This is a genomic window from Stenotrophomonas humi, from assembly GCF_001431415.1.
Taxonomy (GTDB): Bacteria; Pseudomonadota; Gammaproteobacteria; order Xanthomonadales; family Xanthomonadaceae; genus Stenotrophomonas; species Stenotrophomonas humi.
This window is the reverse complement of record NZ_LDJI01000003.1, coordinates 104272-131030: the sequence shown is the minus strand read 5'-3', so window position 1 is coordinate 131030 and position 26759 is coordinate 104272. Positions and strand designations below refer to the sequence as shown.

The 26759-nt window shown below is 64.4% G+C and carries 25 protein-coding genes and 1 pseudogene; 16 read left to right on the top strand and 10 right to left on the bottom strand.

Features of this window, described 5'->3' with window-relative positions; genetic code table 11:
* Positions 1-39 precede the first annotated feature (39 nt).
* Complete coding sequence (gene xerD / locus ABB26_RS01200; RefSeq protein WP_057631745.1) at positions 40-1017, bottom strand: site-specific tyrosine recombinase XerD; 978 nt, start codon at positions 1015-1017, stop codon at positions 40-42.
* Positions 1018-1088: 71 nt separating this feature from the next.
* Here xerD and ABB26_RS01195 point away from each other — a divergent pair, with 71 nt between their 5' ends.
* The gene (locus ABB26_RS01195) at positions 1089-1556 is read left to right on the top strand and encodes an RDD family protein (RefSeq protein ID WP_057631744.1); all 468 of its coding nucleotides are present in this window, start codon (positions 1089-1091) and stop codon (positions 1554-1556) included.
* Positions 1557-1644: 88 nt separating this feature from the next.
* Here ABB26_RS01195 and lptG read toward each other — a convergent pair whose 3' ends face one another.
* A complete protein-coding gene (lptG, locus tag ABB26_RS01190; RefSeq protein ID WP_057631743.1) occupies positions 1645-2751 on the bottom strand; it encodes an LPS export ABC transporter permease LptG in 1107 nt (368 codons plus the stop codon).
* Positions 2748-3830 (bottom strand): LPS export ABC transporter permease LptF, encoded by a 1083-nt coding sequence (gene lptF, locus ABB26_RS01185; RefSeq protein ID WP_057631742.1) that lies wholly within the window; start codon positions 3828-3830, stop codon positions 2748-2750. Before lptF ends, lptG begins: the two co-directional genes overlap by 4 nt.
* Positions 3831-3934: 104 nt before the next feature.
* On the opposite strand from lptF, the gene ABB26_RS01180 reads away from it, so the two are divergent.
* From ABB26_RS01180 to ABB26_RS01160, 5 genes are all read left to right on the top strand, one after another.
* Positions 3935-5407 carry a leucyl aminopeptidase gene (locus ABB26_RS01180; RefSeq protein WP_057631741.1) on the top strand — a complete coding sequence of 491 codons (1473 nt, stop codon included), beginning with the start codon at positions 3935-3937 and terminating at the stop codon, positions 5405-5407.
* Between the two features lie 105 nt (positions 5408-5512).
* Positions 5513-5938 carry a DNA polymerase III subunit chi gene (locus ABB26_RS01175; RefSeq protein ID WP_057631740.1) on the top strand — a complete coding sequence of 142 codons (426 nt, stop codon included), beginning with the start codon at positions 5513-5515 and terminating at the stop codon, positions 5936-5938.
* A 12-nt stretch (positions 5939-5950) separates the two neighbouring features.
* Positions 5951-6142 carry a YqaE/Pmp3 family membrane protein gene (locus ABB26_RS01170; protein WP_057631739.1) on the top strand — a complete coding sequence of 64 codons (192 nt, stop codon included), beginning with the start codon at positions 5951-5953 and terminating at the stop codon, positions 6140-6142.
* 33 nt (positions 6143-6175) lie between these two features.
* Positions 6176-9001, top strand: a complete 2826-nt coding sequence (locus ABB26_RS01165; RefSeq protein WP_057631738.1) for a valine--tRNA ligase — start codon at positions 6176-6178, stop codon at positions 8999-9001.
* Positions 9002-9167: 166 nt separating this feature from the next.
* A complete protein-coding gene (locus ABB26_RS01160) occupies positions 9168-9992 on the top strand; it encodes an EamA family transporter (RefSeq protein WP_057631737.1) in 825 nt (274 codons plus the stop codon).
* Positions 9993-10039: 47 nt separating this feature from the next.
* Here ABB26_RS01160 and rimI read toward each other — a convergent pair whose 3' ends face one another.
* The 3 genes from rimI to pssA are packed head-to-tail and all read right to left on the bottom strand — an operon-like array spanning position 10040 to position 11771.
* Positions 10040-10504, bottom strand: coding sequence for a ribosomal protein S18-alanine N-acetyltransferase (gene rimI, locus ABB26_RS01155; protein WP_083490619.1), 465 nt, complete (start codon positions 10502-10504; stop codon positions 10040-10042).
* A gap of 29 nt (positions 10505-10533) precedes the next feature.
* Positions 10534-10971: a hypothetical protein gene (locus ABB26_RS01150; RefSeq protein ID WP_057631782.1), complete on the bottom strand. Its 438-nt coding sequence runs from the start codon at positions 10969-10971 to the stop codon at positions 10534-10536.
* A gap of 20 nt (positions 10972-10991) precedes the next feature.
* Positions 10992-11771 (bottom strand): CDP-diacylglycerol--serine O-phosphatidyltransferase, encoded by a 780-nt coding sequence (gene pssA / locus ABB26_RS01145; RefSeq protein WP_057631735.1) that lies wholly within the window; start codon positions 11769-11771, stop codon positions 10992-10994.
* 83 nt (positions 11772-11854) lie between these two features.
* Here pssA and ABB26_RS01140 point away from each other — a divergent pair, with 83 nt between their 5' ends.
* The 3 genes and pseudogenes from ABB26_RS01140 to ABB26_RS01130 form a co-directional block, all read left to right on the top strand.
* Positions 11855-12238: a DUF4124 domain-containing protein gene (locus ABB26_RS01140; RefSeq protein WP_057631734.1), complete on the top strand. Its 384-nt coding sequence runs from the start codon at positions 11855-11857 to the stop codon at positions 12236-12238.
* Between the two features lie 253 nt (positions 12239-12491).
* The gene (locus tag ABB26_RS01135; RefSeq protein ID WP_057631733.1) at positions 12492-14186 is read left to right on the top strand and encodes a proline--tRNA ligase; all 1695 of its coding nucleotides are present in this window, start codon (positions 12492-12494) and stop codon (positions 14184-14186) included.
* Between the two features lie 154 nt (positions 14187-14340).
* Positions 14341-14715 (top strand): annotated as a pseudogene (locus ABB26_RS01130) (H-NS histone family protein); the annotation flags it as partial.
* A gap of 57 nt (positions 14716-14772) precedes the next feature.
* On the opposite strand, the gene ABB26_RS01125 reads toward ABB26_RS01130, so the two are convergent.
* A complete protein-coding gene (locus ABB26_RS01125) occupies positions 14773-16044 on the bottom strand; it encodes a threonine/serine exporter family protein (RefSeq protein ID WP_057631731.1) in 1272 nt (423 codons plus the stop codon).
* A gap of 84 nt (positions 16045-16128) precedes the next feature.
* On the opposite strand from ABB26_RS01125, the gene ABB26_RS01120 reads away from it, so the two are divergent.
* From ABB26_RS01120 to ABB26_RS01105, 4 genes are read left to right on the top strand one after another with little or no spacing between them, the layout of a single operon-like run.
* Entirely contained in the window at positions 16129-17241 is a 1113-nt protein-coding gene (locus tag ABB26_RS01120) for an ABC transporter permease (protein ID WP_057631781.1), read from the top strand.
* A gap of 18 nt (positions 17242-17259) precedes the next feature.
* On the top strand, positions 17260-18072 hold the full coding sequence (locus ABB26_RS01115; RefSeq protein WP_083490622.1) for an ABC transporter ATP-binding protein: 813 nt from the start codon (positions 17260-17262) through the stop codon (positions 18070-18072).
* Positions 18073-18074: 2 nt separating this feature from the next.
* The gene (locus ABB26_RS01110) at positions 18075-19001 is read left to right on the top strand and encodes an MlaD family protein (protein ID WP_057631729.1); all 927 of its coding nucleotides are present in this window, start codon (positions 18075-18077) and stop codon (positions 18999-19001) included.
* Positions 18998-19654, top strand: coding sequence for an ABC-type transport auxiliary lipoprotein family protein (locus ABB26_RS01105; protein ID WP_057631728.1), 657 nt, complete (start codon positions 18998-19000; stop codon positions 19652-19654). Before ABB26_RS01110 ends, ABB26_RS01105 begins: the two co-directional genes overlap by 4 nt.
* Here ABB26_RS01105 and ABB26_RS01100 read toward each other — a convergent pair.
* Positions 19599-20213, bottom strand: coding sequence for an alpha-ketoglutarate-dependent dioxygenase AlkB family protein (locus ABB26_RS01100; protein ID WP_057631727.1), 615 nt, complete (start codon positions 20211-20213; stop codon positions 19599-19601). The genes ABB26_RS01105 and ABB26_RS01100 overlap by 56 nt on opposite strands.
* Positions 20214-20336: 123 nt before the next feature.
* Between ABB26_RS01100 and ABB26_RS01095 the strand changes: the two genes are divergently transcribed.
* Positions 20337-22415 (top strand): glycoside hydrolase family 99-like domain-containing protein, encoded by a 2079-nt coding sequence (locus tag ABB26_RS01095; protein WP_425477228.1) that lies wholly within the window; start codon positions 20337-20339, stop codon positions 22413-22415.
* Positions 22416-22458: 43 nt separating this feature from the next.
* Here the strand turns inward: ABB26_RS01095 and ABB26_RS01090 are convergent, their stop codons facing one another.
* Complete coding sequence (locus ABB26_RS01090; protein ID WP_057631725.1) at positions 22459-23091, bottom strand: CoA transferase subunit B; 633 nt, start codon at positions 23089-23091, stop codon at positions 22459-22461.
* Between the two features lies 1 nt (position 23092).
* A complete protein-coding gene (locus ABB26_RS01085; RefSeq protein WP_057631724.1) occupies positions 23093-23827 on the bottom strand; it encodes a CoA transferase subunit A in 735 nt (244 codons plus the stop codon).
* A gap of 142 nt (positions 23828-23969) precedes the next feature.
* Here ABB26_RS01085 and ABB26_RS01080 point away from each other — a divergent pair, with 142 nt between their 5' ends.
* Both ABB26_RS01080 and ABB26_RS01075 read left to right on the top strand, forming a co-directional pair.
* Positions 23970-25316, top strand: a complete 1347-nt coding sequence (locus ABB26_RS01080) for a phosphohexomutase domain-containing protein (RefSeq protein ID WP_057631723.1) — start codon at positions 23970-23972, stop codon at positions 25314-25316.
* A gap of 8 nt (positions 25317-25324) precedes the next feature.
* The gene (locus ABB26_RS01075; RefSeq protein ID WP_057631722.1) at positions 25325-26728 is read left to right on the top strand and encodes a mannose-1-phosphate guanylyltransferase/mannose-6-phosphate isomerase; all 1404 of its coding nucleotides are present in this window, start codon (positions 25325-25327) and stop codon (positions 26726-26728) included.
* Positions 26729-26759 lie beyond the last annotated feature (31 nt).

The window sequence follows — 26759 nt, the reverse complement described above, 5'->3', positions numbered from 1 at the left end:
GCACACCCCCACCCTGCCGGCCTTCGCCCGGGTAATCGTTCAGCCGCGTGGATGATGCCTGTGATGCAGCTTCTGCAGGTGTTCGCGCGCGACCAGGGTATAGATCTGGGTGGTCGACAGGGAACTGTGCCCCAGCAGCATCTGCAGGGCGCGCAGGTCCGCCCCATGATTGAGCAGATGCGTGGCAAAACTATGGCGCAGGCCATGGGGACTGATCTTGCCCGGGTCGATGCCCGCCACCGCGGCACATGCCTTGACCAGCCCCCAGAACTGTTGACGGCTCAATGGTTTGCGGTCCGCCCCCACGAACAGGGGCACTTGTCCATCGGCAGTGGCGATTGCCGACTTGCCGCCGCCCAGGAGTGGGCGCGCTTCAGCCAGGTAGCGCTCCAGCCAATGCTGGGACTCCTCGCCCAGCGGTACCAGCCGCTCCTTGCTGCCCTTGCCGGTCACCCGCAGCACGCCCTGGCGCAGGTTGACCGCATTGGCCGGCAGATTGACCAGCTCGCTCACGCGCAGACCAGCGGCGTACATCAATTCCAACATCGCACGGTCACGCAGGCCCGGCGCGGTATCGATATCCGGCGTATCCAGCAATGCCTCGATCTGGCTTTCCGCCAGGGCCTTGGGTAGCGAGCGTGGCAGCTTGGGAGGTTCCAGCAGCGCAGACGGATCATCGGCGCGGTCGCCACGCTTGAGCGCGTGGCCGAAGAAAGCGCGCAACGCCGACAGCAGCCGGGCATTGCTGCGCGCGGTCCAGCCATTGCGGGTGCGCCAGGCCAGGTAATCGAACAGACCGGCACGGTCGATCGCCGGCAAGCCGCCATTGGCACCGTCACGCCACCGCGCCAGTCCTTCCAGATCACGCCGATAGCTGTCCAGCGACGCCCGTGCCAGGCCCTGCTCGGCCCAGATCGCATCCAGAAAGCGCTGGATCGGACGTGCATCGGCGTCACGCAATGGCGGCAGTTGCTGCACCAGTTGGCGGCGTTCGGCAGGAGTACGGGCTACGGACATCCTCGCAAGGATAGGGCCTGCGCTCCCCGCTGCCCATGCACTGGCAGGGCCTCAGACCGTATGCTCAGCCCATGAGCACAACCGCTACCGACGCCGTGCGCCCTTCCGCCCTGCTGCTGCGGCGGTTTGCGGCGCTGTTCTACGACCTCTGGCCGGTATTGGCCTTGTGGATGCTGATATCGGCGGTGTTCACCCTCGGCTACACCGCCTCCGGGCACGCCACACGGGAGAACATTCCCCCGTACAGTCTGCTGCAATGGCTGCTGTGGCTGTGCTGCTGGGGAGTGGCCGGCATCTATGCCACGGCCAGCTGGCGGCATGGCGGACAGACCCTGGGCATGCGCCCGTGGCAGCTGCACCTGTGCTCGTTGTCGGGGGCGCCGGTGCGCCGTGGCGCCCTATGGAAACGCTACGCGGCGGGCACGCTGTCGCTGCTGTGCGGGGGCCTTGGCTTCTGGTGGGCGCTGTTCGACCGCGACCGGCTGACCTGGCACGACCGCCTCAGCGGCACCCGCCTGGTACGGCTGCCCAGGAACTGATCTCTGTAGTGCCGAACCACGCACGACCACAGCCCCAACGCGGAAACGGCTGTGGCGCACCGCGCCACTTCACCGATGACGGCGTTGCTCAACCCACCCGTCGTCGCGACAGCCAGCCGGAGATGGCCAGCATCAGGATCGGCGGCAATGCATAGGCGATGCGGTAATCGAACTTCAATGCGCCGGCCATGCGGCCGAAGAACATCTGCAGCAGCATGAAGCCCAGCGCGAACAGCATGCCCAGGAACAAGCGCTTGCCCATGCCGCCGCTGCGCAGTGAACCGAAAGCGAACGGCACGGCGGCCAGACACAGCGCCAGCACGTTCAACGGATAGAACCAGCGGCTCCAGTAGGTATCTTCGTAGTCGCGCGCATCCAGGCCGTTGCGCTTGCGGTACTCGATGCTGGTTTTCAATTCACCGGCACTGAGATTGCGCGGCTTGGCCAAACCCGCAGCCAGCGCCGATGCGTCCAGCTGCGAATTCCACAACTCACTTTCCACTTGCTGCTGCGTGACCGAGCGCTCGCCGAACACGTCACGTCGCACCTTGGCCAGCACCCAGCCCTTGGCATCATGCGTGGCCGTGGCCGCATACGTGAGCATCGCCAAGCGGCCATCCGCGTCCAGCGTGTACAGACGCACGTTGTGCAGCACCAGACGCGTGCCCTTGTCGCCGTCCAGCACCTCTTCGCCGGTCATCGCATTGAGGAAGGTGTTGCCCTCGCGTGCCCACAGGCCCGAATAGCGTTCCACCGAGAGATCTTCGTTGTACTTGGCGCTGGTCTTGAGCATGTCGGCGCGGTTCTGCGCCCACGGCGCCAGGGTTTCACCGTTGACCACCATCAACGCGGTCAGCAGCGACAAGGCGATGGCCACCGACAGGGCAATCCGGCGCCGCGACACACCCACCGCGCGCAGTGCGGTCAATTCGGAGGTCGCCGCCAACTGGCCCAGCCCCATCAGCGCGCCGATCACCGCCGCCATCGGGAACAAGGTGTAGGCGCGACGCGGCAGGGTATAGGCCGTGGCCGCCAAGGCGTGGCCAAAGGTGTAGCTGCCGACACCGATGTTCTTGCTTTCGCTGGACAAGGCCATGATGCCGTCCAGCCCCAGCAGCACCAGCCACACCACCAGCACCGTGAACAGTACGTTGCGGCCGACGTAGATGTCATGGATACGCGGGATCAGCCTCATGCCTTGGCTCCACGCGGACGCGACAGGCGACCATCACGGAAGTACAGCCACAGCGCGAATGCCAGCAGCGGCAGGGTCAACCACCACATGCCGGCAGCCAGCGGCAGCTTGCCTTCCGTCAGCCACTGGCGGCCGAGGATGGTCATGTTCACCGCCACCATGTAAGCCAGGAAGGCCAGCATGATGCGGCCATAGCGTGACTGTCGCGGCGCACTGCGCGCCAGCGGCAGCGCCAACAGGGCAAATGCCAGGGCCAGCAAAGCGGGGCTGATACGTGCGTGCAATTCAGCCCGCGCTTCGGGGCGCGAATCGCCCAGCAACTTCATGGTCGGCAGCATTTCCGGGTCGTTCTCGTCACGGACCTCATCACGGTCCGGCAGCGCCATTTCATTGCTGGCGTAGCGCATCAGGCTGTAGTCCAGCCCACCGTCATTCGGGCCTTCCACCCGATAACCGTCCTCCAGACGCAGGAAGCGCTGGCGCTCGCCTTCCACGAACACCGTGCCGCCATTGGCCGACACCACGTCCAGCCGATCGTCCTTGTAGCGCTGCATGAACACCTTGCCCATCCTGCTGCCGTCTTCATTGAGCGAGGACAGATAGACCACCCCGCCCCCGGACAGCGTGGTGAACTTGCCCGGTTCCAGTCCGGCCAGCACCACGTTACGGCTGGCCACCTCGAGCATGCGCTCGGCGGTACGGTCAGCCCACGGTCCCAGCCACAGCGAGCAGGTCGCCACCAACGCCACCACCGGCAGCACCAGCAGCAGCACCGGCTTGAGCAGCCGCTTGGGGCCGACGCCGATGGCGGTCAACACGGCCATTTCTGAATCCCGGTACAGCCGGGCAATGGCCAGCGCCAGGCCCAGCAGCAGGGCCAGTGGCAGGATGATGGGCAGGTAGACGATGAATTGCAGTCCCAGCTGCGACAGCAGCAGGCCCGCCGGGATCCGACCATCGGCAATCCGGCCCAGGATATCGACCAGAACCCCGCCCACACTCACCACCAGCAGCACGGTCAAAGTGGCCAGAAAGCTCTGGACGAAGTCACTCAGCAGGTAGCGATCAAGCTTTGCCATGGGGTCGGTGGTTTAAACTCTCGGTTTCGTCCGCGGCACGAGTGGCCCAGCAGCCACACGCAAGTAGCCCGCGATTGTACGGATTTGGCAACGGAATCTGATCAATGTCTCTGGAATTCACCCTGAACCACGCCGCCCCAACCTCTGCTGAGGTGGATTGCATCATCGTCGGCGCCTTCTCCGACAAGTCGCTGTCCCCCGCAGCGCAGGCGCTGGACGCCGCTTCCGGTGGCCGCATCGCGGCGCTGGTCGAGCGCGGCGATGTCGGCGGCAAGACCGGCAATACCACCCTGCTGCACGATCTGGACGGCGTCACCGCTCCGCGCGTGCTGGTGGTGGGCCTCGGCGACCCGGCCAAGTTTGGCGTGCCGCAGTACATCAAGGCAGCGGGCGATGCCGGCCGCGCCCTGAAGAGCGGCGCGACCCGCAGCGCGCTGTTCACCCTGGCCGAACTGGAAGTGAAGGGCCGCGATGCGGCCTGGAACATCCGTCAGGCCGTGATCGCAGCCAACCACGCCAACTATCGCTACACCGCCACCCTGGGCAAGAAGAAGCCGGACGCCCCGGGCCTGGAGACGCTGGCGATCAGCGGCAGTGACGAAACCGCGCTGCTGCAGGGCCATGCCATCGCCGCTGGCGTGGAATACGCCCGCGAACTGGGCAACCTGCCGCCGAACTTCTGCACTCCCGCCTACCTGGCCGAGTCGTCGGTGAAGTTCGCCGCCGAGCATGAAGGCGCCGAAGCCGAGATCCTGGACGAAGCGCAGATGGAAGCGCTCGGCATGGGCTCGCTGCTGGCCGTGGCCCGTGGTTCGGCCAACCGCCCCAAACTGGTGGTACTGAAGTGGAACAACGGCGGTGACGCCAAGCCGTACGTGCTGGTCGGCAAGGGCATCACCTTCGATACCGGCGGCGTCAACCTGAAGACCCAGGGCGGCATCGAGGAAATGAAGTACGACATGTGCGGTGGCGCCAACGTCATCGGCACCTTCGTGGCCACGGTCAAGGCCAAGCTGCCGCTGAACCTGGTGGTGGTCGTGCCGGCCGTGGAAAACGCCATCGACGGCAATGCCTACCGCCCATCGGACGTCATCACCTCGATGTCGGGCAAGACCATCGAAGTCGGCAACACCGACGCCGAGGGTCGCCTGATCCTGTGTGACGCACTGACCTACGCACAGCGCTTCGAGCCGGCGGCGCTGATCGACGTGGCCACCCTCACAGGCGCCTGCATGGTGGCCCTGGGCCACCAGACCGCCGGCCTGATGAGCAAGCACGACGATCTGGCCAATGAGCTGGTCGCCGCTGGCGAAAACGTGTTCGACCGCGCCTGGCGCCTGCCGTTGTGGGACGAATACCAGGGCATGCTCGATTCGAGCTTCGCCGACGTCTACAACATCGGCGGCCGCTGGGCCGGCGCCATCACCGCCGGCTGCTTCCTGTCGCGCTTTGCCGAAGGCCAGCGCTGGGCGCACCTGGACATCGCCGGCGTTGCCAGCGACGAAGGCAAGCGCGGCATGGCCACCGGTCGTCCGGTGGGCCTGCTGACGCAGTGGCTGCTGGACCGGGTTGCCTGAAGCAGGAAATGGGGAACAGGGAACGGGGAATGAGAATTCCCCGCGCCGGTTCCCCGCCCCGCCTTCGGCACCTTCATTCCCTGTTCCCCTTTCCGGTTGCCTGCCTTGATTCGTGCCGACTTCTACCTGATTGCCAAGCCGCGCTTCCTCACCGAACCGCTGAAGCTGGTGTGCGAACTGGCCCGCAAAGCCAATGATGCCGGCCTGTACACGCTGGTGCTGGCACGCGATCAAGCCCAGGCCGAGGAACTGGATGAGTTGTTGTGGTCATTCGACCCGGATGCCTACATCCCTCACCAGATCATCGGCGAGGACGTGGATGAGGAAGAAGCCATCGTGCTGATCGCCGTACCCGGTGCCGATGCACCGGAGCGGCCGCTGGTGATCAACCTGCGCGATGAGCCCTACCTGGGCGCCTGTGAGCGGGTGCTGGAAGTGGTGCCGGCCGACCCTGCCGCACGCGAACCGCTGCGTGAGCGCTGGCGCCAGTACAAGGCCGCCGGCCATGCGCTCAACAAACATGACATGTAAGGAAGGACGACGATGCGCCTGCTGATTGCCATTCTGCTGCCATGGCTGGCCTTCTTCACCATCGGCCGGCCGATTTCCGGCATCGTCTGCCTGATGCTGCAGATCACCTTGATCGGCTGGCTGCCCGCCGCCATCTGGGCTGCATACGCCGTCAGCCAGTACCACACCGACAAGAAGATCCAGCGCGCGCTCGGCGCCCGCTGATCTCCCTCCCACGTTTTTATCCGGTTCCCCCGCATGACCCAACTTGCCTCCAGCTACGACCCCAAGTCTTTCGAAACGGATCTTTACGATGCGTGGGAAAAGGCCGGCCACTTCAAGCCGTCCGGCAAGGGCGAGCCGTACACCATCCTGCTGCCGCCACCGAACGTCACCGGCACCCTGCACATGGGCCACGCCTTCCAGCAGACGCTGATGGACGCGCTGATCCGCTACCACCGCATGCGTGGCTACGACACGCTGTGGCAGGTGGGCACCGACCACGCCGGCATCGCCACCGAGATGGTGGTCAGCCGCAACCTGGCGATGGAAGGCAAGGGTGAAACCCGTGACTCGCTGGGCCGCGATGGCTTCATCGACAAGGTGTGGGAGTGGAAGGCGCACTCGGGCAACGTGATCGAAGGCCAGATGCGCCGTCTCGGCACCTCGGCCGACTGGTCGCGCAGCACCTTCACCATGGACCCGGGCCCGAGCGAGGCGGTGATCGAATCGTTCCTGCGTTGGCACGAGCAGGGCCTGATCTACCGTGGCCAGCGTCTGGTCAACTGGGACCCGGTGCTGAAGACCGCCATTTCCGACCTGGAAGTGGAAAGCGTCGAAGAAGATGGCTTCATGTGGTCGATCGCCTACGCACTGGAAGACGGTGCCAGCTACGAGCACGTCGAAGTCGATGCCGACGGCAACGAGACCCTGCGCGAAACCCGCAACTACCTGGTCGTGGCCACCACCCGCCCGGAAACCCTGCTCGGTGATACCGCCGTCATGGTCCATCCGGAAGACAGCCGCTACGCGCACCTGATCGGCAAGCAGGTCACCCTGCCGCTGACCGGCCGCCGCGTGCCGGTGATCGGCGACGATTACGTGGACAAGGCGTTCGGCACCGGCGTGGTCAAGGTGACCCCGGCGCATGACTTCAACGATTACCAGGTCGGCGTGCGTCACAACCTGCCGATGATCAACCTGTTCACCACCACCGCCACGCTCAACGAGAACGCCCCGGAGCAATACCGTGGGCTGGACCGCTACGAAGCGCGCAAGGTGATCCTGGCCGAACTGGAAGACCTGGGCATCCTGGTCGAAACCAAGGCGCACAAGCTGCAAGTGCCGCGTGGTGATCGTACTGGCCAGGTGATCGAGCCCTACCTCACCGACCAGTGGTTCGTGAAGATGGACGGGCTGGCCAAGCGCGGGCTGGAGCTGGTCGAGAATGGTTCGATCAAGTTCGTACCTGCCAACTGGATCAACACCTACCGCCACTGGATGGAGAACATCCAGGATTGGTGCATCAGCCGCCAACTGTGGTGGGGCCACCGCATTCCGGCGTGGTTCGACGAGGCAGGCAACTGCTACGTCGGCCGCAACGAAGACGAAGCACGCGCCAAAGCCGGGCTCGGCGCCGATGTGGTGCTCACCCAGGACAGCGACGTGCTGGAAACCTGGTTCTCCTCGCAGCTGTGGCCGTTCTCCACGCTGGGCTGGCCGAACGAAACGGCCATGGCCGAGCGCGGCTTCGACCGCTACCTGCCGTCGAACGTGCTGATCACCGGCTTCGACATCATCTTCTTCTGGGTGGCGCGCATGATCATGGCCACCGACAGCTTCACCGGCCAGATCCCGTTCAAGGACGTCTACATCACCGGCCTGATCCGCGATGGTCAGGGCCAGAAGATGTCCAAGTCCAAGGGCAACGTGCTCGACCCGCTGGACATCATCGACGGCATCACCATCGACGACCTGGTCGCCAAGCGTACGCATGGCCTGATGCAGCCGAAGATGGCCGAGAAGATCGAGAAGGCCACGCGCAAGGAATTCCCGGACGGCATCATCGCCCACGGTGCCGACGCGCTGCGCTTCACCATCGCCGCGCTGGCCACCCATGGCCGCGACATCAAGTTCGACATGAGCCGCGCCGAGGGCTACAAGAACTTCTGCAACAAGCTGTGGAACGCCAGCCGCTTCACTCTGATGAACACCGAGGGCGCAAGCTTCACCGATGCACCGCAGCCGCGTACTGACGCTGAGCGCTGGATCCTGGCACGTCTGGCCAAGGTTTCGGTCGAAGCGCAGCAGCACTTCGCCGATTACCGTTTCGACCTGTTGGCACAGTCGCTGTACGAGTTCGTCTGGAACGAGTTCTGCGATTGGTTCCTGGAACTGACCAAGCCGGCCCTCAACGGCGACAACGCCGAAGACGCGGCCAGCACCCGTCATACCCTGCTGTACGTGCTCGAAGCGGTGCTGCGCCTGCTGCATCCGCTGATTCCGTTCGTCACCGAGCAGCTGTGGCAGCAGGTGGCACCGCGCCTTGGCATCAACGCCGAATCGCTGTCGCTGCGCGCCTACCCGACCGCTGACGAGTTCGCCGGTGATTACGCACAGGCCGAGACCGATGTGGAATGGTTCAAGGCCATGGTCAGCGCCCTACGCCGGGTGCGCAGCGAATTGAATGTGCCTCCGTCCAAGCAGGTCCGCCTGCTGTTGCAAGGCGGTCACGATTCCGACCGTACGCGCGTGGAGCGTTTCCACTCGCAGCTGCGTTTCCTGCTCAAGCTGGAAAGCATCGAGTGGTTGGCTGCCGATGCACAGACGCCGCCGGCTGCTGCCGCCATCGTGGGCGAGTTGAAACTGCTGGTGCCGTTGGAAGGCCTGGTGGACCTGGACGCCGAACGCGCACGCCTGGACAAGGAAATCGCCCGCGTTTCGTCGGAGAAGGAAAAGAGCGAGACCAAGCTGTCCAAGTTCACCGACAAGGTGCCGGCGGCGGTGGTCGAGCAGGAACGCGTGCGCCTGGTTGACTGGAACAGCCAGCTGGCCGGCCTGCAGGAGCAGCGCGCGAAGCTCTGAGACCTTGCCGATGTACTGATTGAAAACGCCGCCCTTGGGCGGCGTTTTCTTTTGGGTCATTGAAAGCGTTGGGAGCGGAAAACAGAAATGCCCTCATCTGTCCTTCGCATTTCCCGCTTCCCGCTTTTCCAACTACCCTCCACCAGCACCCAAACACACGTCCCCCATGTCACTGGGAATCTTCTGCGCCGTCCTGCTCGCCGCGCTGTTGCATGCCGGCTGGAATGCCATCGTCAAACTCGGTGGCGACAAACTACTGACTACCATCCTGGTCACCGGCTGGGCCGCCGCATTGTCCGCGCTGGTACTACCCTGGCTGCCGCTGCCTGCCCCTGCGAGCTGGCCCTGGCTGGCTGCTTCCGCCTTGCTGCAGGTCGGCTATTACATGCTGGTGGCGCGCGCCTATCACGTCGCCGACATGAGCCTGTCCTATCCGTTGATGCGCGGCAGCGCCCCCTTGTTGGTGGCCTTGGCAAGCAGCCTGGTGTTTGGTGAACATCTGCCTGCCGGCAGCTGGGCCGGCATAGCAATGGTCAGCGTTGGCATCCTGTGCATGGCCGGCGCCGGCAACCGACGCAACCTCCAGTTGCCGCTGTTCATTGCACTGGTGATTGCCACCTACACGGTGGTGGATGCACAGGGCGCGCGTTTGTCGGGGCACCCGCTGAGCTACACGCTGTGGTTGTTCCTGCTGTCCGGCCTGCCGCTTCCGCTATGGGCATTGGTCACCCGCCGCACGCAGCTGCAGGCGTACTTCCGTGACAACTGGGCACGCGGATTGATCGGCGGCGTCGGCACCACCACGTCCTACGGCATCGCGCTGTGGGCGATGACCCTGGCGCCGGTCGCGATCATCGCCGCGCTGCGCGAAACCTCGATCCTGTTCGCATTGCTGATATCGGCCATTGTGCTGAAGGAACGCATCAGCCGCCGTCGCCTTCTGGCGGCGGCACTTATCGTGCTCGGCGTGGTCCTGCTGCGACTTGGCTGAGGCATCGACAACCGCCTCCCCATCCACGAATTGATTGAACTAGCCCATTACAGCGGCGGCATGGTGGTGATGTCCTCATCCACCAGTTCCATTGCCATCACCAAGGCATCCTCGCGCCCGTTCTCGGCCGGGTAGTACCGCGGACGACGGCCGATCTCGTTGAAACCTTCGCTGTGATACAGCGCGATGGCCGGCGTATTCGAGGGACGCACTTCCAGGAACACCCGCACCGCACCGCGCTGCCGTGCCGCACGCACCAGCTCACGCAGCAACTGCCGGCCGTGCCCGCGCGATTGCACCCGCGGGTCCACGCAGACATTGAGCACATGCGCTTCATCGGCCGCCAGGCTCAGCATGCCGTAGCCTGCGATGCGCCCGTCCAGCAGCAGCACGCGGCCGGGATAACCCGCTCGCAGGCAATCCTGGAAGATGCCCGGTGTCCACGGGAACGGGTAAGCGCGAAGCTCGACCTCCATCACCGCATCCAGGTCATCCTCGAACATCGGCCGCATTGCCGGCCTCGGTTCGCGAGCCTGCGCGTTCACGGCCGTTGCTTCCGCCGCAGTGCGCGCAGTTGCGGCCACAGCGCGCGCTTGGCGGCAGGGTCGGCGCGCAACTCGGCCAACGGCCAGCTGTCCATCAGCACGCGCGTCTGCGGGTCATTTGGATTGCAGCCGGAAGCACGCAGCAAGGCGATCTGCAGGCGGTCTGGCATGCGCAACCCACCCGCACGACGGCCCGCGTTCGACAGCGGCCTGCTGGCGGCGGTCACTGGAGTTTCTGGTGCCGATGCCTGCGGCGCTTCCCGTCGCGGCGGCGGTGCCGCACGCGGTGCAGGCGCAGCCATGGGTTCAATTTCGACGGCTACCGGCGCAGGCATTGCCGCCTCGGCCGAGGCAAGCGCGTCCAGCGCGCTGCCTTCCAGATAAACCGTATAGCCCATCGCCTGCAGCCATGCCTGCTGCTGCGTGGACCACATCGGCGAGGGCGCGGTGCCGGTCACTGCACCTTGCCGGCCGGCTGCCGCCAACGCTGCAGGGCCCACATCACCGGGCCGGACAGCGCGTACACCACGCCCACGGTGAACAGCACACGCGGCGGATCAAGCACCATGATGGCGATGACGATCGGCACCAGCGCCAGCACCAGGAACGGCACACGCTCCGAACGCGGCCCCTTCTCAGCGCCGCCCTTGAAACTCCAGAAGCGGATGCGGCTGACCATCAGCAGGCCCGAGACAATCGTCACCGCCAGCGCCACATAGCGCAGTTCCTCGCCGTTCAATCCGAGGTTGCCATCGGCAAAGGCCCAGACAAAGGACATCATCAAGCCGGCAGCGGCCGGGCTGGCAAGGCCGATGAACCAGCGCTTGTCGACCGACCCCACCTGGGTATTGAAGCGGGCCAGACGCAGCGCCGCGCAGGCCGCGTAAAGGAACGCCGCCGACCAGCCGACGCGACCGAGGATCTCGCCGTCGAACTTCAGCGATGACAGCGACCAGTGGTACATCACCAGCGCCGGCGCCATGCCGAAGCTGACCAGGTCGGCCAGCGAGTCGTATTGCACGCCGAATTCACTGCTGGTGCCGGTCAAACGCGCAACGCGCCCGTCCAGGCCATCCATGATGGCGGCCACGAACACCGCGATGCTGGCGTTGACGAAGTCCCCGTTGGATGCGGCGATGATGGCGTAGAAGCCGGCAAACAGCCCGGCGGTGGTGAACAGGTTCGGCAGCAGGTAGATGCTGCGCGAACGCGGTTTGGGTCTCATTTCGTCCATACCGGGGAGTTTAATCGACTTGCCAGCCACGTCACCGGGTGCTGCAATCACCACCTGCCCAGTTTCACTGTCCCGGAGTCGCCATGCGTGCCCTGCCCCGTCTCTGCTGCCTGCTCCTGCTGGCCTCCGCCAGCGCGGGTGCCGGCAACCTGTACAAGTGGAAGGATGCCAACGGAGTCACCCAGTATTCCGAGCGCCCGCCGGCCGGCCAGCAGTACGAAACCCGTCGCATTGCCGCCAGTGGCGCCCCGGTGGCCGAGGCCGCGCCGGCTGAAGCGGGCGAATCCGAGCAATGCCTGGGCGCACGCAAGAACCTGGAGATCCTGGCTGGCAACAACCGGGTCATGCGCGATACCGATGGTGACGGCAAGCCGGACACCGAGCTGGACGACACCCAGCGCGCCGCCCAGAAGCAGCTGGCAGAATCGGCCGCCGCCGTCTATTGCAGGCCTCAGGCCAAACCCTGAGGCCGCAGGAATTGGGAGTTGAGGGAGTCCCATGCCGCCGGCGGATGCCCTGCTGCTCAGGCCCCGGGTTGCAGAACCGCCCGTTCCTCGCTGGAGCCAGGAAGAGGCTGCGGAGCGGTAGCCTCAAGCGGGCCAATGCCGTCCCGCTCCCGGATGTGTGGCGCTCCTGTCCCCGGATAGATCCGCGCCAGCACCCCCAGCAAGCGACAAGGCTGGCAAAATAGGCGATTCCGCCGTTTTGCGAAGCCCTCCCATGCGCCTGTCCCGCTTCCACCTGCACACCACCAAGGAAACCCCCGCCGACGCCGAGCTGATCAGCCACAAGCTGATGCTGCGCGCGGGCATGATCCGCAAGCTGGCCTCGGGCCTGTACACCTGGTCGCCGCTGGGCCTGCGGGTGCTACGCAAGGTGGAAGGCATCGTGCGCGAGGAGATGAACCGCGCCGGCGCGGTGGAGCTGCAGTTGCCGACCATCCAGCCCAAGGAGCTGTGGGAGGAAACCGGGCGCTGGGAGAAGTTCGGCGGCCAGTTGCTGAAGATCAAGGACCGCAAGGAGCAGGAGTACTGCTACAGCCCGACCGCTGAAGAAGCGATCACCGACTTCGCGCGTCAGGAACTGGCCAGCTACAAGCAGCTGCCGGTCAATTTCTATCAGATCCAGACCAAGTTCCGCGACGAAATCCGCCCGCGTTTCGGTGTGATGCGTTCGCGCGAGTTCCTGATGAAGGATGCCTATTCCTTCCATCTGGACGACGCCAGCCTGGTCGCCGAATACGAGAACATGAAGGCCGCCTACGCCCGCATCTTCACCCGTCTGGGACTGGAGTTCCGCGCGGTGCAGGCCGATTCGGGCGCCATTGGCGGCGATGCGTCGCAGGAATTCCATGTGATCGCCGATTCGGGCGAGGACGCACTGGTGTTCTCCACCGGCTCGGACTACGCAGCCAATGTCGAAGCCGCCGTCGCCGCTGACCCCGCACCGCGCGCGGCCGCCAGCGAGGAACTGCGCAGGATCGACACGCCCACCCAGAAGACCTGCGAAGACGTGGCCGCGCTGATGAACATCGCCCTGCTGCGCACGGTCAAGTCCATCGCGGTGATGACCACCGGGAAGGAATTCGTGCTGGCGCTGGTACGCGGTGACCACGAGGTCAATGAGATCAAGCTGGCCAAGGTCGCCGGCCTGGCCGACTACCGCATGGCCAGCGAGGCCGAGATTTCCGAGCACCTGGGCAGCGAACCGGGCTTCCTCGGTCCGCTCAATCCGCGCAAGGCGATCCGCGTGGTGGCGGATCGTGACGTGGCCGCCATGGCCGATTTCGTCATCGGCGCCAACGAAAAGGGCTTCCACCTTGCCGGCGTCAACTGGGGCCGCGATCTGCCCGAGCCGGAAGTGGCCGATATCCGCAACGTCAAGGCGGGCGACCGTGCCCGCGACGGCGGCGAACTGAAGATCACGCGCGGCATTGAAGTGGGCCATGTGTTCCAGCTCGGCCGCAAGTATGCCGAAGTGCTCAAGGCCACCGTGGTGGATGAGAGCGGCAAGGCTGCGGTGATGGCGATGGGTTGCTACGGCATCGGCGTATCGCGCATCGTCGCCGCCGCCATCGAGCAGAACCACGACGATGCCGGCATTCTCTGGCCGGTCGCGATGGCGCCCTGGCAGGCAGTGGTGTGCATGATCAACCCCAAGCAGGATGCCGCGGTCATCGCCGCCGCCGAAGCCCTGCTGGCCGATCTGCAGGCCGCCGGTGTCGATGCGGTGCTGGACGACCGGGGTCTGCGCCCGGGCGCGATGTTCGCCGACATGGAGCTGATCGGCATCCCGCATCGCATCGTGGTGTCCGAGCGCGGTCTGGCCGCAGGCACGTTTGAATATCGTGCGCGCAATGCCAGCGAAGCTGAGAACCTTGACCGCTCCACGGTTCTGCAGAAAATCATCGGGTAATCTGCGAAGGCCGGGAAACATCCCGGCCTTTTCATTTGCACATAACACCCAAAACGGTATTTGGTTTGTCATCCACACCGCGTGCCCGCTATTCTTGCGGCGCTGCCACGGATTGGCTTTCCCCATGAACCCATTATCCGGAGTAGTCAATTAGATGAGTATTGATCTGAGCAACCTGTCGGCCAAAGAACTGGCCGCACTGATCCGCGACGCCCAGAAGCGCAAAACCGTTGTCGCCAAGCGCCAGCCGATCACCAAGGTTCGGGCTCAGCTGACCGCTGCCGCCAAGAAGGCGGGCTACAGCATTGAAGAACTGTTCGGCGCCGGCGCTCCCGCCGTCAAGGCCGTGCGTGGCACCAAGGCCGCCAAGGGCGCAGCCAAGACCGGCCGTACCCTGCCGAAGGTGGCACCGAAGTATCGCAATCCGGCCAACCCGGCAGAAACCTGGACCGGCCGTGGCAAGCAGCCGCGCTGGCTGGCCGAGTTCACCAACCAGGGCCGCAAGGTTGAAGATTTCCTGATTCAAAAGTAATCAGGATTGAAAATGAAACGCCGGCAGCTGCCGGCGTTTTTTTATGGTCTGTCGTTACAGATTCTTGCGTGCCGGCACCAGCAGGTTGCCGAACAGCAAACCGGCCACCAGCGCCATCACCACGTTCAACACGGTCAGCAAGGCCGATTCCCCGGCGTTCACGTTCTGCTGCTGGGCCAGGTTCAATACCCCGCGCAGACTGATGCTGCCGGGAACCAGCATGATGATGCCCGGCAAACGGATGATCGCCCCCGGCCGCTGCACCAGCCGGCCAAACAGATTGCCGGCTGCGGTAAGCATCATCGCCGCCAGGAAGATACCGGCCGGGCCACCCCACAACTGGCCGCCATAACGGGAGATGGCATAACCGGCCAGCGAGGCTGCCATCACCCACGGATAGTCGCGCCTGCTGGCGCGGAACAGCATGGCGAAGGCGAACGATGCAACCAGCACCGAGCCCCATTCCACCCAGTCCGATTGCGGCCGCGAAGCCTTGACCACCGGTTCCAGACCGATGAAATTCGCGATGGTGACCGCGATCATCGCGCCCACGGTGAGTTTCATGATGGTGGTCAGCGCACCGGCAAAACGTGCCGTGCCCGATACCCAATGCTGGCTGGCCAGTTCATTGACCGCATTGGTCAGCGACATGCCCGGCAGCAATATCACCAGCGAGGCGATGATGGTGGAATTCAAATTCAGCGGCCCGATGAACGAGGCCACCAGCACCGCCACAAAGCCGGCCAACAATGCCGCCAGCGCATCGCTGGCCTCGCGCGTGGCCACCCGCCGGTCGGTATAGAACAGCAGCAGGCCAATCAACAGGCCGGTGACACCGGCAGTGGCGATATCCAGCCAGGGCAGCCGCCACAATCCGGCCACACCGGCCGAGCCGAGCGTAAAGGACAGCAACATCTGGACCTTGCCGCGCATGCCTGGGTCTTTATCCAGCTGCCGCAGCGCGGTATGGCCCTGGGCAATGCTCATGCGCGCGGTGGACACCGCGTCGGCAATCTCATCGGCCATGGCCAGTTTATGCAGATCGGTATCGCCGGGCCCAAGGCGGATCACACGGGTGATATCACTGGAGCCGATGGCCTGGGTGGGGTCGCTGAAACTCAGTATCAAACCGGTGGGGTTTGACCAGGGCTCGCAGTCCAGATCCAACTGCTGCGCCAATGCCACCACCGCCGCCTCCAGCCGCTGCGCGGTGGTGCCGTAGCGGTGCAGGCGCCCGGCCATTTCTGAAACGAAGGCCACGCGCTGTGCATAGGTCGCCCGGCTGGGGGCTGAGACAGGAATGGAGGCAAGGGTTTCGGCGGACATGTTCGGTAGTATCGCCCGAAGCGGAAGCATTGCATCATCCGCGCTCAACGGATGACAGGTTATTCTCGGCAACGGATGCCAATGATGACAAACACCTCCCCACCCAGCTGCACGATGGAACCCGGTACCGAAGGCCAGCTGCGGCTTTCAGGCAGCTGGACGCTGTCCACCGCGCTGAGTGCGGTCAATGCCCTGGATGGCAGCGCCAAACCGGTCACGGCCATTGATGCACGGGGAATCGACCAGCTCGATTCGGCCGGCGTGCTGCTGTTGCTGCGCTTTGTGCACAAGGCGGGGCTGGCCGACGACAGCTTGCTGTTCCGCCAAGAGCACCAGGCGCTGGTCTGCACCATCGAAGAAGTTGCTGATGAGCGCCCCCGGCCACAGCGGGACTATGGCGTGGCGGCGGCTCTGGAGCGGCTCGGCCGCTCGGTGCAGGCCATCGGCCGCAACGTGGTGGTGATGCTCAATTTCCTGGGCGAGAACCTGTCCAAGATGGCACGGCTGCTGCGCGAACCACGGCGCCTGCGCCTGACCGCCACCATCAACCAGATGGAACAGGTGGGCCTGGATGCGGTGCCGCTGGTGGCACTGCTTTCATATCTGGTGGGTGCGGTGATCGCCTTCCTCGGCTCGACGATCCTGCGTGATTTCGGCGCGGAGATTTACGTGGTGGAACTGGTGAGCATCGCCTTCCTGCGCGAGTTCGCGGTGTTGCTGACCGCCATCGTGCTGGCCGGACGCACCGCCAGCGCCTTCACCGCGCAGATCGGCGCGATGAAGGCACGCGAGGAGATCGACGCCATCCAGACGCTGGGCCTGGACCCCATCGACCTGCTGGTACTGCCCCGCGTGCTCGCCCTGCTGGTGATGCTGCCCTTGCTCACCTTCATCGCGATGCTCGCCGGTCTGGCTGGCGGCATCACCGTCGGCGCATTCGATCTGGGTATCCCGCCGCAGATGTACCTGGCACGCATGCACGAAACCATGGAGGTGCGGCACTTCCTCGTCGGCCTGTCCAAGGCACCGGTATTTGCATTGATCATCGGCCTGATCGGCTGCCTGGAGGGCCTGAAGGTTGAAGGCACCGCGCAATCGGTGGGCGAGCGCACCACTTCCAGCGTGGTGCAGACCATCTCGCTGGTCATCATCCTCGACGCCATGGCCGCGCTGTGGTTCATGCACATGGACTGGTAGGCGGACCACTGGACGATGATGGCAATTCATTCCCTCACCACCGACAAACCCGCGGCTGACATGGCCATCCGCGTGCGTGGGCTGGTCAACCGTTTCGGCAGCCAGACCGTGCATGAAGATCTGGACCTGGACGTGCGGCGCGGCGAGATCCTCGGCGTGGTCGGTGGCTCGGGTACCGGCAAATCGGTGTTGATGCGCTCCATCCTGGGCCTGCGCAAACCCGATGCCGGGCAGATGGAAGTACTGGGCATCGACGCACGCTCGGACAACCCGGCCGACCGGCTGCAGATCGAGCGCAATACCGGCGTGCTGTTCCAGGATGGCGCCCTGTTCTCCTCGCTAACCGTCGGCGAGAACGTGCAGGTGCCGCTCAAGGAGCACCACCCGGAATTGAACGAACGCTGGCATTACGAACTGGCGCTGTTGAAAGTGAAACTGGCCGGCCTGCCGGCCGATGCCATCAACAAACTGCCGTCGCAGCTGTCTGGCGGCATGCGCAAACGCGCCGGCCTGGCCCGCGCACTCGCGCTTGACCCGCCACTGCTGTTCCTGGACGAACCCACTGCCGGCCTGGATCCCATTGGCGCGGCCGCGTTCGACCATCTCATCAAGACGCTGCAGGAAGCACTGGGCCTGACGGTCTTCCTCATCACACACGATCTGGACACGCTTTACGCTATCTGTGACCGGGTGGCGGTGCTGGCCGACCGCAAGGTGGTGGCGTGTGCACCGCTGCCGGAGATCGAACAACTCGACCATCCGTGGATACGCGAGTATTTCCACGGCCCCCGTGCCCGCGCCGCGCGCGGCATCCAGTCCGAGAACGCCTGACCATGGAAACCAAAGCCAACTACGTCCTGATCGGCGCCTTCACCATAGTGGTGGCCATGGCGCTGCTGGTGTTCGGCCTGTGGGCTGCCAAGTATTCCTCCGACCGCACCTGGCAGGAGTATCGCGTGGTGTTCACGGAAGCCGTCACCGGCCTGTCGGTAGGCAGCCCGGTGCAGTACAACGGCATCGCGGTGGGCTCGATCACCGAACTGACGCTGGCCCCGGATGACCCGCGCAAAGTCATCGCCCGGCTACGGTTGAACTCGACCACACCGGTAAAGACAGACACCCGCGCCAAACTGGCCATCACCAGCCTCACCGGGCCGTCCATCATCCAGCTCAGCGGCGGCACGCCCCAGGCGCCGGCACTGACAGCCTCCAGCCGCGAGCCCATTCCCACCATCGCCACCGCACCCTCGGCATTGCAGAACATCACCGACGTGGCCAACCGGGTGGTCGAGCGCATGGACCAGCTGCTCAGCGACAAGAACGTGGACCGCATCTCGACCACCCTGGCCCACCTGGAAACCATCAGCAGCGGCCTGGCCGACCGCGATGCAGGCACGCAGGCGCTGCTGGTCGAAGCGCGCGATGCCGCGCGCAACCTCAACACCACGCTCAACACCGCCAACGGTGCCATCGCCAACCTCGACCAGAACGTGCTGCGGCAGCTGCCAGCCACGCTGGACAAGCTCGACACCAGCCTCAGCAAACTCGACTCGGCGGCCGGCAATGCCGACGCCATCCTTGGCGAGAACCGCGCCGCCATCAACAGCTTCGCCAACGACGGCTTGGCCCAGCTCGGCCCGACCCTGACCGAACTGCGAGGCCTGATCCGTGACCTGCGCCGCGTCAGCGACCGGCTGGAGAACAACCCGGCCCGCTACCTGCTCGGTCGCGATGCCCCCAAGGAGTTTGATCCCAAATGAAGCGCGCCCTGCCGACCCAACTGCTCGCCCCGTTATGCCTGCTGGTGTTGTCCGGCTGCTCGGTCCTTGCCGGCGGCGACCGCCAGTCCACCACCATCTATGCCCCGCAGGTGCGGGTCGCCGCCGACCCCGCGTGGCCGCAGGTGAACTGGCAGCTGTCCATTGCCAAGCCCAGCGCCGCGCGCCTGGTCGACAGCCCGCGCATCAATGTGCGCCCTACGCCCGGCGAACTGGAGGTCTACCGTGGCGCGACCTGGTCGCAGCCGGCCACCGACATGCTGGAAGACACCCTGCTGCGCGGCTTCGAGGATTCGGGGCGGATCAGCGCGGTGGCCCGCATCGCCACCGGCATCCGTTCGGACTACAAGCTGACCACCGACCTGCGTCGCTTCGAGGCCGACTACCGCGGCGGCGACATGCCCGCAGCCACCATCGAACTGAACGCCAAACTGATCCACAGCATCGACCAGCGCGTGGTGGCCTCACGCACCTTCCTGGTCGCCGAGCCGGCAACCTCCACCGAACTGCCCCATGTTGCCCATGCCTTTGAAGGCGCGTTGGACAAGGTAGCCACCGAGTTGATCGGTTGGACCCTGGTCAGCGGCCAGCAGGATGCCGCTCGGGCCACCGGCCTGAAACCCAGCGGAAAGTAAGGTTGATCCGCTCGCCCAGCGGGCGGGCGGTCTTCGGCAACGCATGCTGGTAGAAGCGCTGGGTATCGCCGGCCATCACCAGCAGGTCGCCATGGGCGAGCAGGAACTCGGCCGTCAGCGCATGATCGTCACGCCGGCGAAGGAGGAAGCGCCGGGCTGCGCCAAGGCTCAACGAGGCGATTACCGGGCGCTCCGCCAGTTCAGGCTCATCATCGCTGTGCCAGCCCATGCCGTCGCGTCCATCGCGATAGCGGTTGATCAACACGCTGTTGAACCGCGCCGCGCAGGCCTGCTGCAGACGTTCGCGCAAGGGCAACAACGACGGCGGCCAGGGCTGCGGCACGAAATCCGCACCTGAATACCGGTAGTGCGCCTGCGGATCGCCGATCCAGCAACTCAGCCGGGGTGAGTCCACCCAGCGGCCGAACATCCGGATGCGGTGGACGTCCCACGGTACCGTTTCGCCCAAGGTGTGGAGCAAGGCATCCGCCTCGGCGGGCTGCAGCCAGCCGGGAAGGTGGCGGATGTCGGCGTCGGGGAGCTCGCGGGGGAACAGCATGGCCGAACGCTAACATGGCAATTGGGTTTGCCGGGAAAGCCACAACATCCGAGAATGCCAACCGCATATGCTTTTCGGAGTTCGGATGCCCGCCTCTCTTCATCGTCCGCAGGTCATCGGCCCGTGAACAACAACCGTCTGCGGCAGGCGCTCTACCCATTGTTGCGCAGCCTGTTCCGCGCGCTCCCACTGAGCGAGGGGCAACGCGATCGACTGCGGACACGGCTGATGAGCCGTCATGGGGATTGGATACCGCTTCCAGCACGCGGGCGTGACAGTGCCCATGAGGTCACCGGACACTCGACGACACGCCCGTATTGGCGTGCCGACGAAGCAGCCATTGGCCATGTGCCATACAAGCAAGCGCCCTTGCCATCCCCCGTGCCGGCGACATTGGTGGCTTTCTATCTTCCCCAGTTCCACACTTTTGCGGAGAACGATGCCTGGTGGGGCAAAGGATTCACCGAGTGGCGCAATGTCACCCGAGCGCTGCCGCAGTTTGAAGGTCACATCCAGCCACGCCTGCCCGCCGATCTCGGCTTCTATGATCTAGGCAACCCTCAGATCATGCGCGATCAGGCTCAACTGGCCGCCGAGTATGGCATTGGTGCCTTCTGCTTCTATTTCTATTGGTTCAGCGGGCGCACCCTTATGGAGGCACCGCTGCGTCAATGGTTGGCCGACGACAGCATCGACCTGCCTTTCTGCCTGTGCTGGGCAAACGAGAACTGGGCAAGACGTTGGGATGGTCGCGACGAGGACATCCTTATCGGGCAACAACATAGTGCGGAAGATGATCTGGCCTTCATCAGCCACATCGCCCCTTACCTTCGTGATCGCCGGGCGCTCAAGGTCGACGGCAAGCCGATGCTGTTGGTGTACCGACCCAATCTACTGCCCGATGCCCGTGCAACGGGACAACGCTGGCGTAACTGGTGCCTGGACAATGGCATCGGAGAGATCCACCTGGCCTATGTCCAAGGCTTCGAGCGCCCCGATCCCCGCGACATCGGCTTTGACGCTGCGGTCGAATTTCCGCCGAACATGAGCAACCCACGCTCACTTTCGGCCAATCAGTGGCTGATCAACCCCGATTTCCAGGGGGATGTACGGGACTGGCGTGAGCTTGCCCGGGAAGTTTCCAACCGGAAGCTTCCCGACTACACGCTCTATCCGGGAGTCAACCCGGGTTGGGACAATGAAGCCCGCCGCTCCGGTCGCGGAAGGGTCTACCTGCATGCATCGCCACGCGGCTATTGCGATTGGCTGCACACAACCCTCCACAAGCGGCTTGCTGATACACCGCCAGCGCAGCGCGTGGTTTTCATCAATGCCTGGAACGAATGGGCCGAAGGGGCAGTACTGGAACCGGATGCGCGCCTGGGCCATGCGTGGCTGGCCGCAACCCGACAGGCACTCAAGCCTCGGACTGTCTCTGTACGTCGGCCATGTATCGTCATACATGCTTGGTACCTGGACGTGCTTGAAGAGCTGCTGGGCATCGTTGAATCCAGCGCACTGCAGGCACGTATCGTGATAACCACCACGCACGAACACGACACGGACGTGCGCCGAATTGTTGCCAAGCATCGACTTGGCGACGAAATAGACGTGCTGGCATTCGCCAACAGAGGACGGGACATCCTGCCCTTCCTGCATGCAGCCAATCGTCTGCTCGACGAAGGCGAGGATGTCGTGCTGAAGCTGCACACAAAGCGCTCGGTCCACCGCGGCAACGGTGACCAATGGCGCAGGGAAATGGTGGACAAGCTGATTGGGAATCAAACTGGCCAAACCATCCTGGAGTATCTGCGCCTACATCCTGATGTGGGCATGATCGCTCCTGCCGGCCATCTGCTTCCTGTCACACAGTTCATGGGAGGCAATATCTCCCATCTTGAAAAGCTGCAGGCCCGCCTGGGACTTGACGAGGACATCGAGGCCGATCTGTTCGCTTCTGGCAGCATGTTCTGGGTGCGGCTGTCGGCGCTACGCCCGCTGCTGGATGCGCATCTCCATACGAGTGCGTTTGAATCTGAAACAGGACAGATCGACGGCACACTGGCGCATGCCATCGAGCGGATAAGCGGTGCGGTTGTTCATGCCGCGGGCTTCCAGATCATCGAAACATCCACGCTGACCGGTAACTCAAACCAGGATCCAGCGCCTGATCACGACTACGCGTACGCCCGCCGTCGGTAACACCCAGGACTGCGGGCCGAAAGTTCGGCCCGCAAGACCCGGCTCACGCGTGCCCGAACGTCACACCCGTCTTTTCCTTCAGCTCTTCATCGCTGACGCCAGGTGCAGCCTCGACCAACACCAGGCCCTCAGGAGTGACATCGAACACCGCGAGGTCAGTGATGATGCGGTTGACCACGCCCACGCCGGTCAGCGGCAAGGTGCATTCGGGCAGCACCTTGTGCTCACCGTTCTTGGCGGTGTGCTCCATCAGCACCACCACGCGCTGCACCCCGGCCACCAGGTCCATCGCGCCGCCCATGCCCTTGACCATCTTGCCGGGCACCATCCAGTTGGCAAGATCACCCTTGTCGGTGACCTGCATCGCGCCCAGGATGGCCAGGTTGATGTGACCGCCGCGGATCATCGCGAACGAGTCATGACTGCCGAAATAGCTGGCACCGGCACGCGCGGTGACGGTCTGCTTGCCGGCGTTGATCAGGTCGGCGTCGACTTCGCTGTCGGTCGGAAACGGCCCGATACCGAGCAGGCCGTTCTCGGACTGCAGCCAGACATCCATGCCTTCCGGGATATGGTTGGCCACCAGCGTCGGCAGGCCGATACCGAGGTTCACGTAGGCGCCGTCGGTCAGCTCACGGGCAGCACGCGCTGCCATTTCGTCACGGGTCCAGGCCATTTCAGTTCCCCTCCTGACGCACGGTGCGCTGTTCGATGCGCTTCTCCGGCGTTGCGTTCAATACGATGCGATCCACGTAGATGCCCGGCAGGTGCACCTGGTCCGGGTCGATCGCGCCAAGCGCCACGATCTCCTCCACTTCGACCACGCAGACCTTGCCAGCCATGGCGCAGGCCGGGTTGAAGTTGCGCGCGGTCTTGCGGAACAACAGGTTGCCCGCGGTATCCGCCTTCCAGGCCTTGACCAGCGACACGTCGGCCTTGAGTGCGGTTTCCAGCACGTAGTGCTTGCCATCGAACTCGCGCGTCTCCTTGCCTTCGGCCACGATCGTGCCGTAACCGGTGGCGGTGAAGAAGGCGGGGATTCCGGCGCCGCCCGCGCGCAGACGCTCGGCCAGGGTGCCCTGCGGATTGAACTCCAGCTCCAGTTCGCCGGCCAGGTATTGCCGCTCGAACTCCTTGTTCTCGCCCACATAGGACGAAATCATCTTCTTGATCTGGCGGGTTTCCAGCAGCTGGCCCAGGCCGAAGCCATCGACACCGGCATTGTTGGAAATGGCGGTCAGGCCCTTGACCCCGCTGTCACGCAGCGCGGCAATCAGCGCCTCGGGGATGCCGCACAGTCCGAAACCACCGACGGCCAGGGTCTGGCCATCGGCCACGATGCCGGCCAGGGCCTGCGCGGCGCTGGGAAACACTTTGCCGCGCTGCCCGGTCGGGATTGAGAGATCGCTCATCGCTTCACGCCCACAGTAGTAATGATTCCCGCATTCTAGCCATTGTCCGCCGCCAGCCGCCTTGGACGTTCGTCCAGTCCACAGACAGCTTTGCGCCCCTGAGCCGATTAAACTAGCCGTCTATCACCCGCAGGACGCTTGCATGCCCCTTCCCGCCTTCAAGGCTTATGACATCCGCGGCCGCGTGCCCAGCGAACTCAACGAAGACATGGCCCGCAAAATCGGCAAGGCACTTGCGACGCAGCTCGACGCCGGGCCGGTGGTACTGGGCCATGATGTGCGCCTGACCAGCCCGGGCCTGCAGGATGCACTTGCTGATGGCCTGCGTGGCGAGGGCCGCGACGTCATCGACATCGGCCTATGCGGCACCGAGGAAGTCTATTTCCAGACCGGCCACCTTCACGCGGCCGGCGGGGTGATGGTCACTGCCAGCCACAACCCGATGGACTACAACGGCATGAAGCTGGTGCGTGAGCAGGCCAAGCCGATCAGCTCGGACACCGGCCTGCTTGCCATTTCCGACGCAGTAGCCGCCGATGACAGTGCACCGCAGGCACCCCGCGCCGGACAGGTGGCCGAGCACGACAAGAGCGCCTACATCCAGCACCTGCTGAGCTATGTGGATGCGTCCACGCTGAAGCCACTGAAGCTGGTGGTCAACGCGGGCAACGGAGGCGCGGGTTCCATCATTGATCTGCTGGCCCCGCACCTGCCGTTCGAGTTCGTGCGCATCTGCCATGAACCCGATGGCAGCTTCCCGAACGGCATCCCCAATCCGTTGCTGCCGGAAAACCGTTCCGCCACCGCCAATGCGGTGCGCGAGCATTCCGCGGATTTCGGCATTGCCTGGGACGGTGACTTCGACCGCTGCTTCTTCTTCGACCACGATGGCCGTTTCATCGAGGGCTACTACCTGGTTGGCCTGCTGGCCAAGGCCATCCTGTCGCGCAATCCGGGTGGAAAGATCGTCCACGATCCCCGCCTGACCTGGAACACCGTGGAAATGGTGGAAGCAGCCGGTGGCGTGCCGGTGCTGTGCAAGAGCGGCCATGCCTTCATCAAGGAAAAGATGCGCGCGGAGAATGCCGTGTATGGCGGCGAGATGAGCGCGCACCACTACTTCCGTGAGTTCGCTTATGCCGACTCGGGCATGATTCCGTGGTTGCTGATCGCTGCGCTGGTCTCCACCAGTGGCAACTCGCTGGCCGATCTGGTCGAAGACCGCATCGCCCGCTTCCCCTGCAGCGGTGAGATCAACTTCAAGGTCAGCGACGCCAAGGCGGCCGTGGCACGCGTCATGGCGCACTTCGCCGAACAGTCGCCCGCGCTGGATCACACCGATGGCATCAGTGCCGATTTCGGCCAATGGCGCTTCAACCTGCGCAGTTCCAATACCGAACCTTTGCTCCGCTTGAATGTGGAAACCCGGGGCGATGCCGCATTGCTGGCCGAACTCACCCGCAAAATTTCCGAACTGATCACCGCCTGAGGAACGCCATGAGCCCGATCCTGCCTGTCATCCTCTCTGGTGGTTCCGGCACGCGGCTGTGGCCGCTGTCGCGCGAAGCCTATCCCAAGCAGTTCCTGCAGCTGTCCGGGACACACAGCATGTTGCAGTCCACCTGGCTGCGCGTGGCCGATGTGGCCGCGCTGCCACCCATTGTGGTGGCCAACGAAGCGCACCGCTTTGTTGCCGCCGAGCAGCTGCAGCAGGTGGGCACGACGCCATCGGCGATCCTGCTGGAGCCGATTGGTCGCAACACCGCCCCGGCCATCGCCGCGGCAGCACTGGAAGCACGCCGCAATGGCGATGATCCGTTGCTGCTGGTGTTGCCGTCGGATCACCTGATCCGCAACGTCGAGCACTTCCATCAGGCCATCACCCTGGCCGCCACAGTTGCCGAACAGGGCAAGCTGGTCACTTTCGGCATTCAACCAACGGCCCCCGAAACCGGCTACGGCTACATCAAGGCAACCGCCGGCGAAGGTCCCCGCGCCATCGAGCGCTTTGTCGAAAAACCCGACCTGGCCACCGCCGAGGCTTATGTCGCCTCGGGCGAGTACTACTGGAACAGCGGCATGTTCCTGTTCCGCGCGTCGCGCTACCTGGAAGAACTCGAACGCCTGCAGCCGCAGATTCTCGCCGCCTGCCGCGCATCGTGGGACAAGGCACGCCGTGACAGCGATTTCATCCGCCTGGATGCCGATGCATTCGCGGCCAGCCCATCCGACTCCATCGATTATGCGGTGATGGAAAAGACCAGCGACGCCGCCGTGGTGCCACTGGATGTAGGCTGGAGCGATGTCGGTTCATGGACTGCGTTGCGTGATGTGTCAGAGCAGGATGCCGACGGCAACGCGCACAACGGTGATGTCATCGCCATCGATTGCCGCAACACCTTCGCCTACGGTGAGCGCCTGATTGCGATGGTCGGACTGGATGACGTCATCGTGGTTGAGACCGATGACGCGGTACTGGTCGGCAGGTCCGACCGCATGCAGGAAGTGAAGGATGTCGTGGCGCGCCTGAAAGCCGACGGCCGCAGCGAGGCCACCTGGCACCGCAAGGTCTATCGCCCTTGGGGCGCGTATGACTCCATCGATCATGGCGAGCGTTTCCAGGTCAAACGCATCACCGTCAAGCCCGGTGGCACGCTGAGCCTGCAGATGCACCATCACCGCGCCGAGCATTGGATCGTGGTCAGCGGTACCGCTGAAGTCACCCGCGGTGATGAAGTGCTGTTGCTTGCCGAGAACCAGAGCACCTATATCCCGTTGGGTGTTACGCACCGCCTGCGCAACCCGGGCAAGCTGCCGTTGGAGCTGATCGAAGTGCAGTCGGGCAGCTATCTGGGCGAGGATGACATCGTGCGCTTCGAGGACACGTACGGTCGCGCCTGAGCCACCGCCATCGTCCCCATGAAAAATCCCG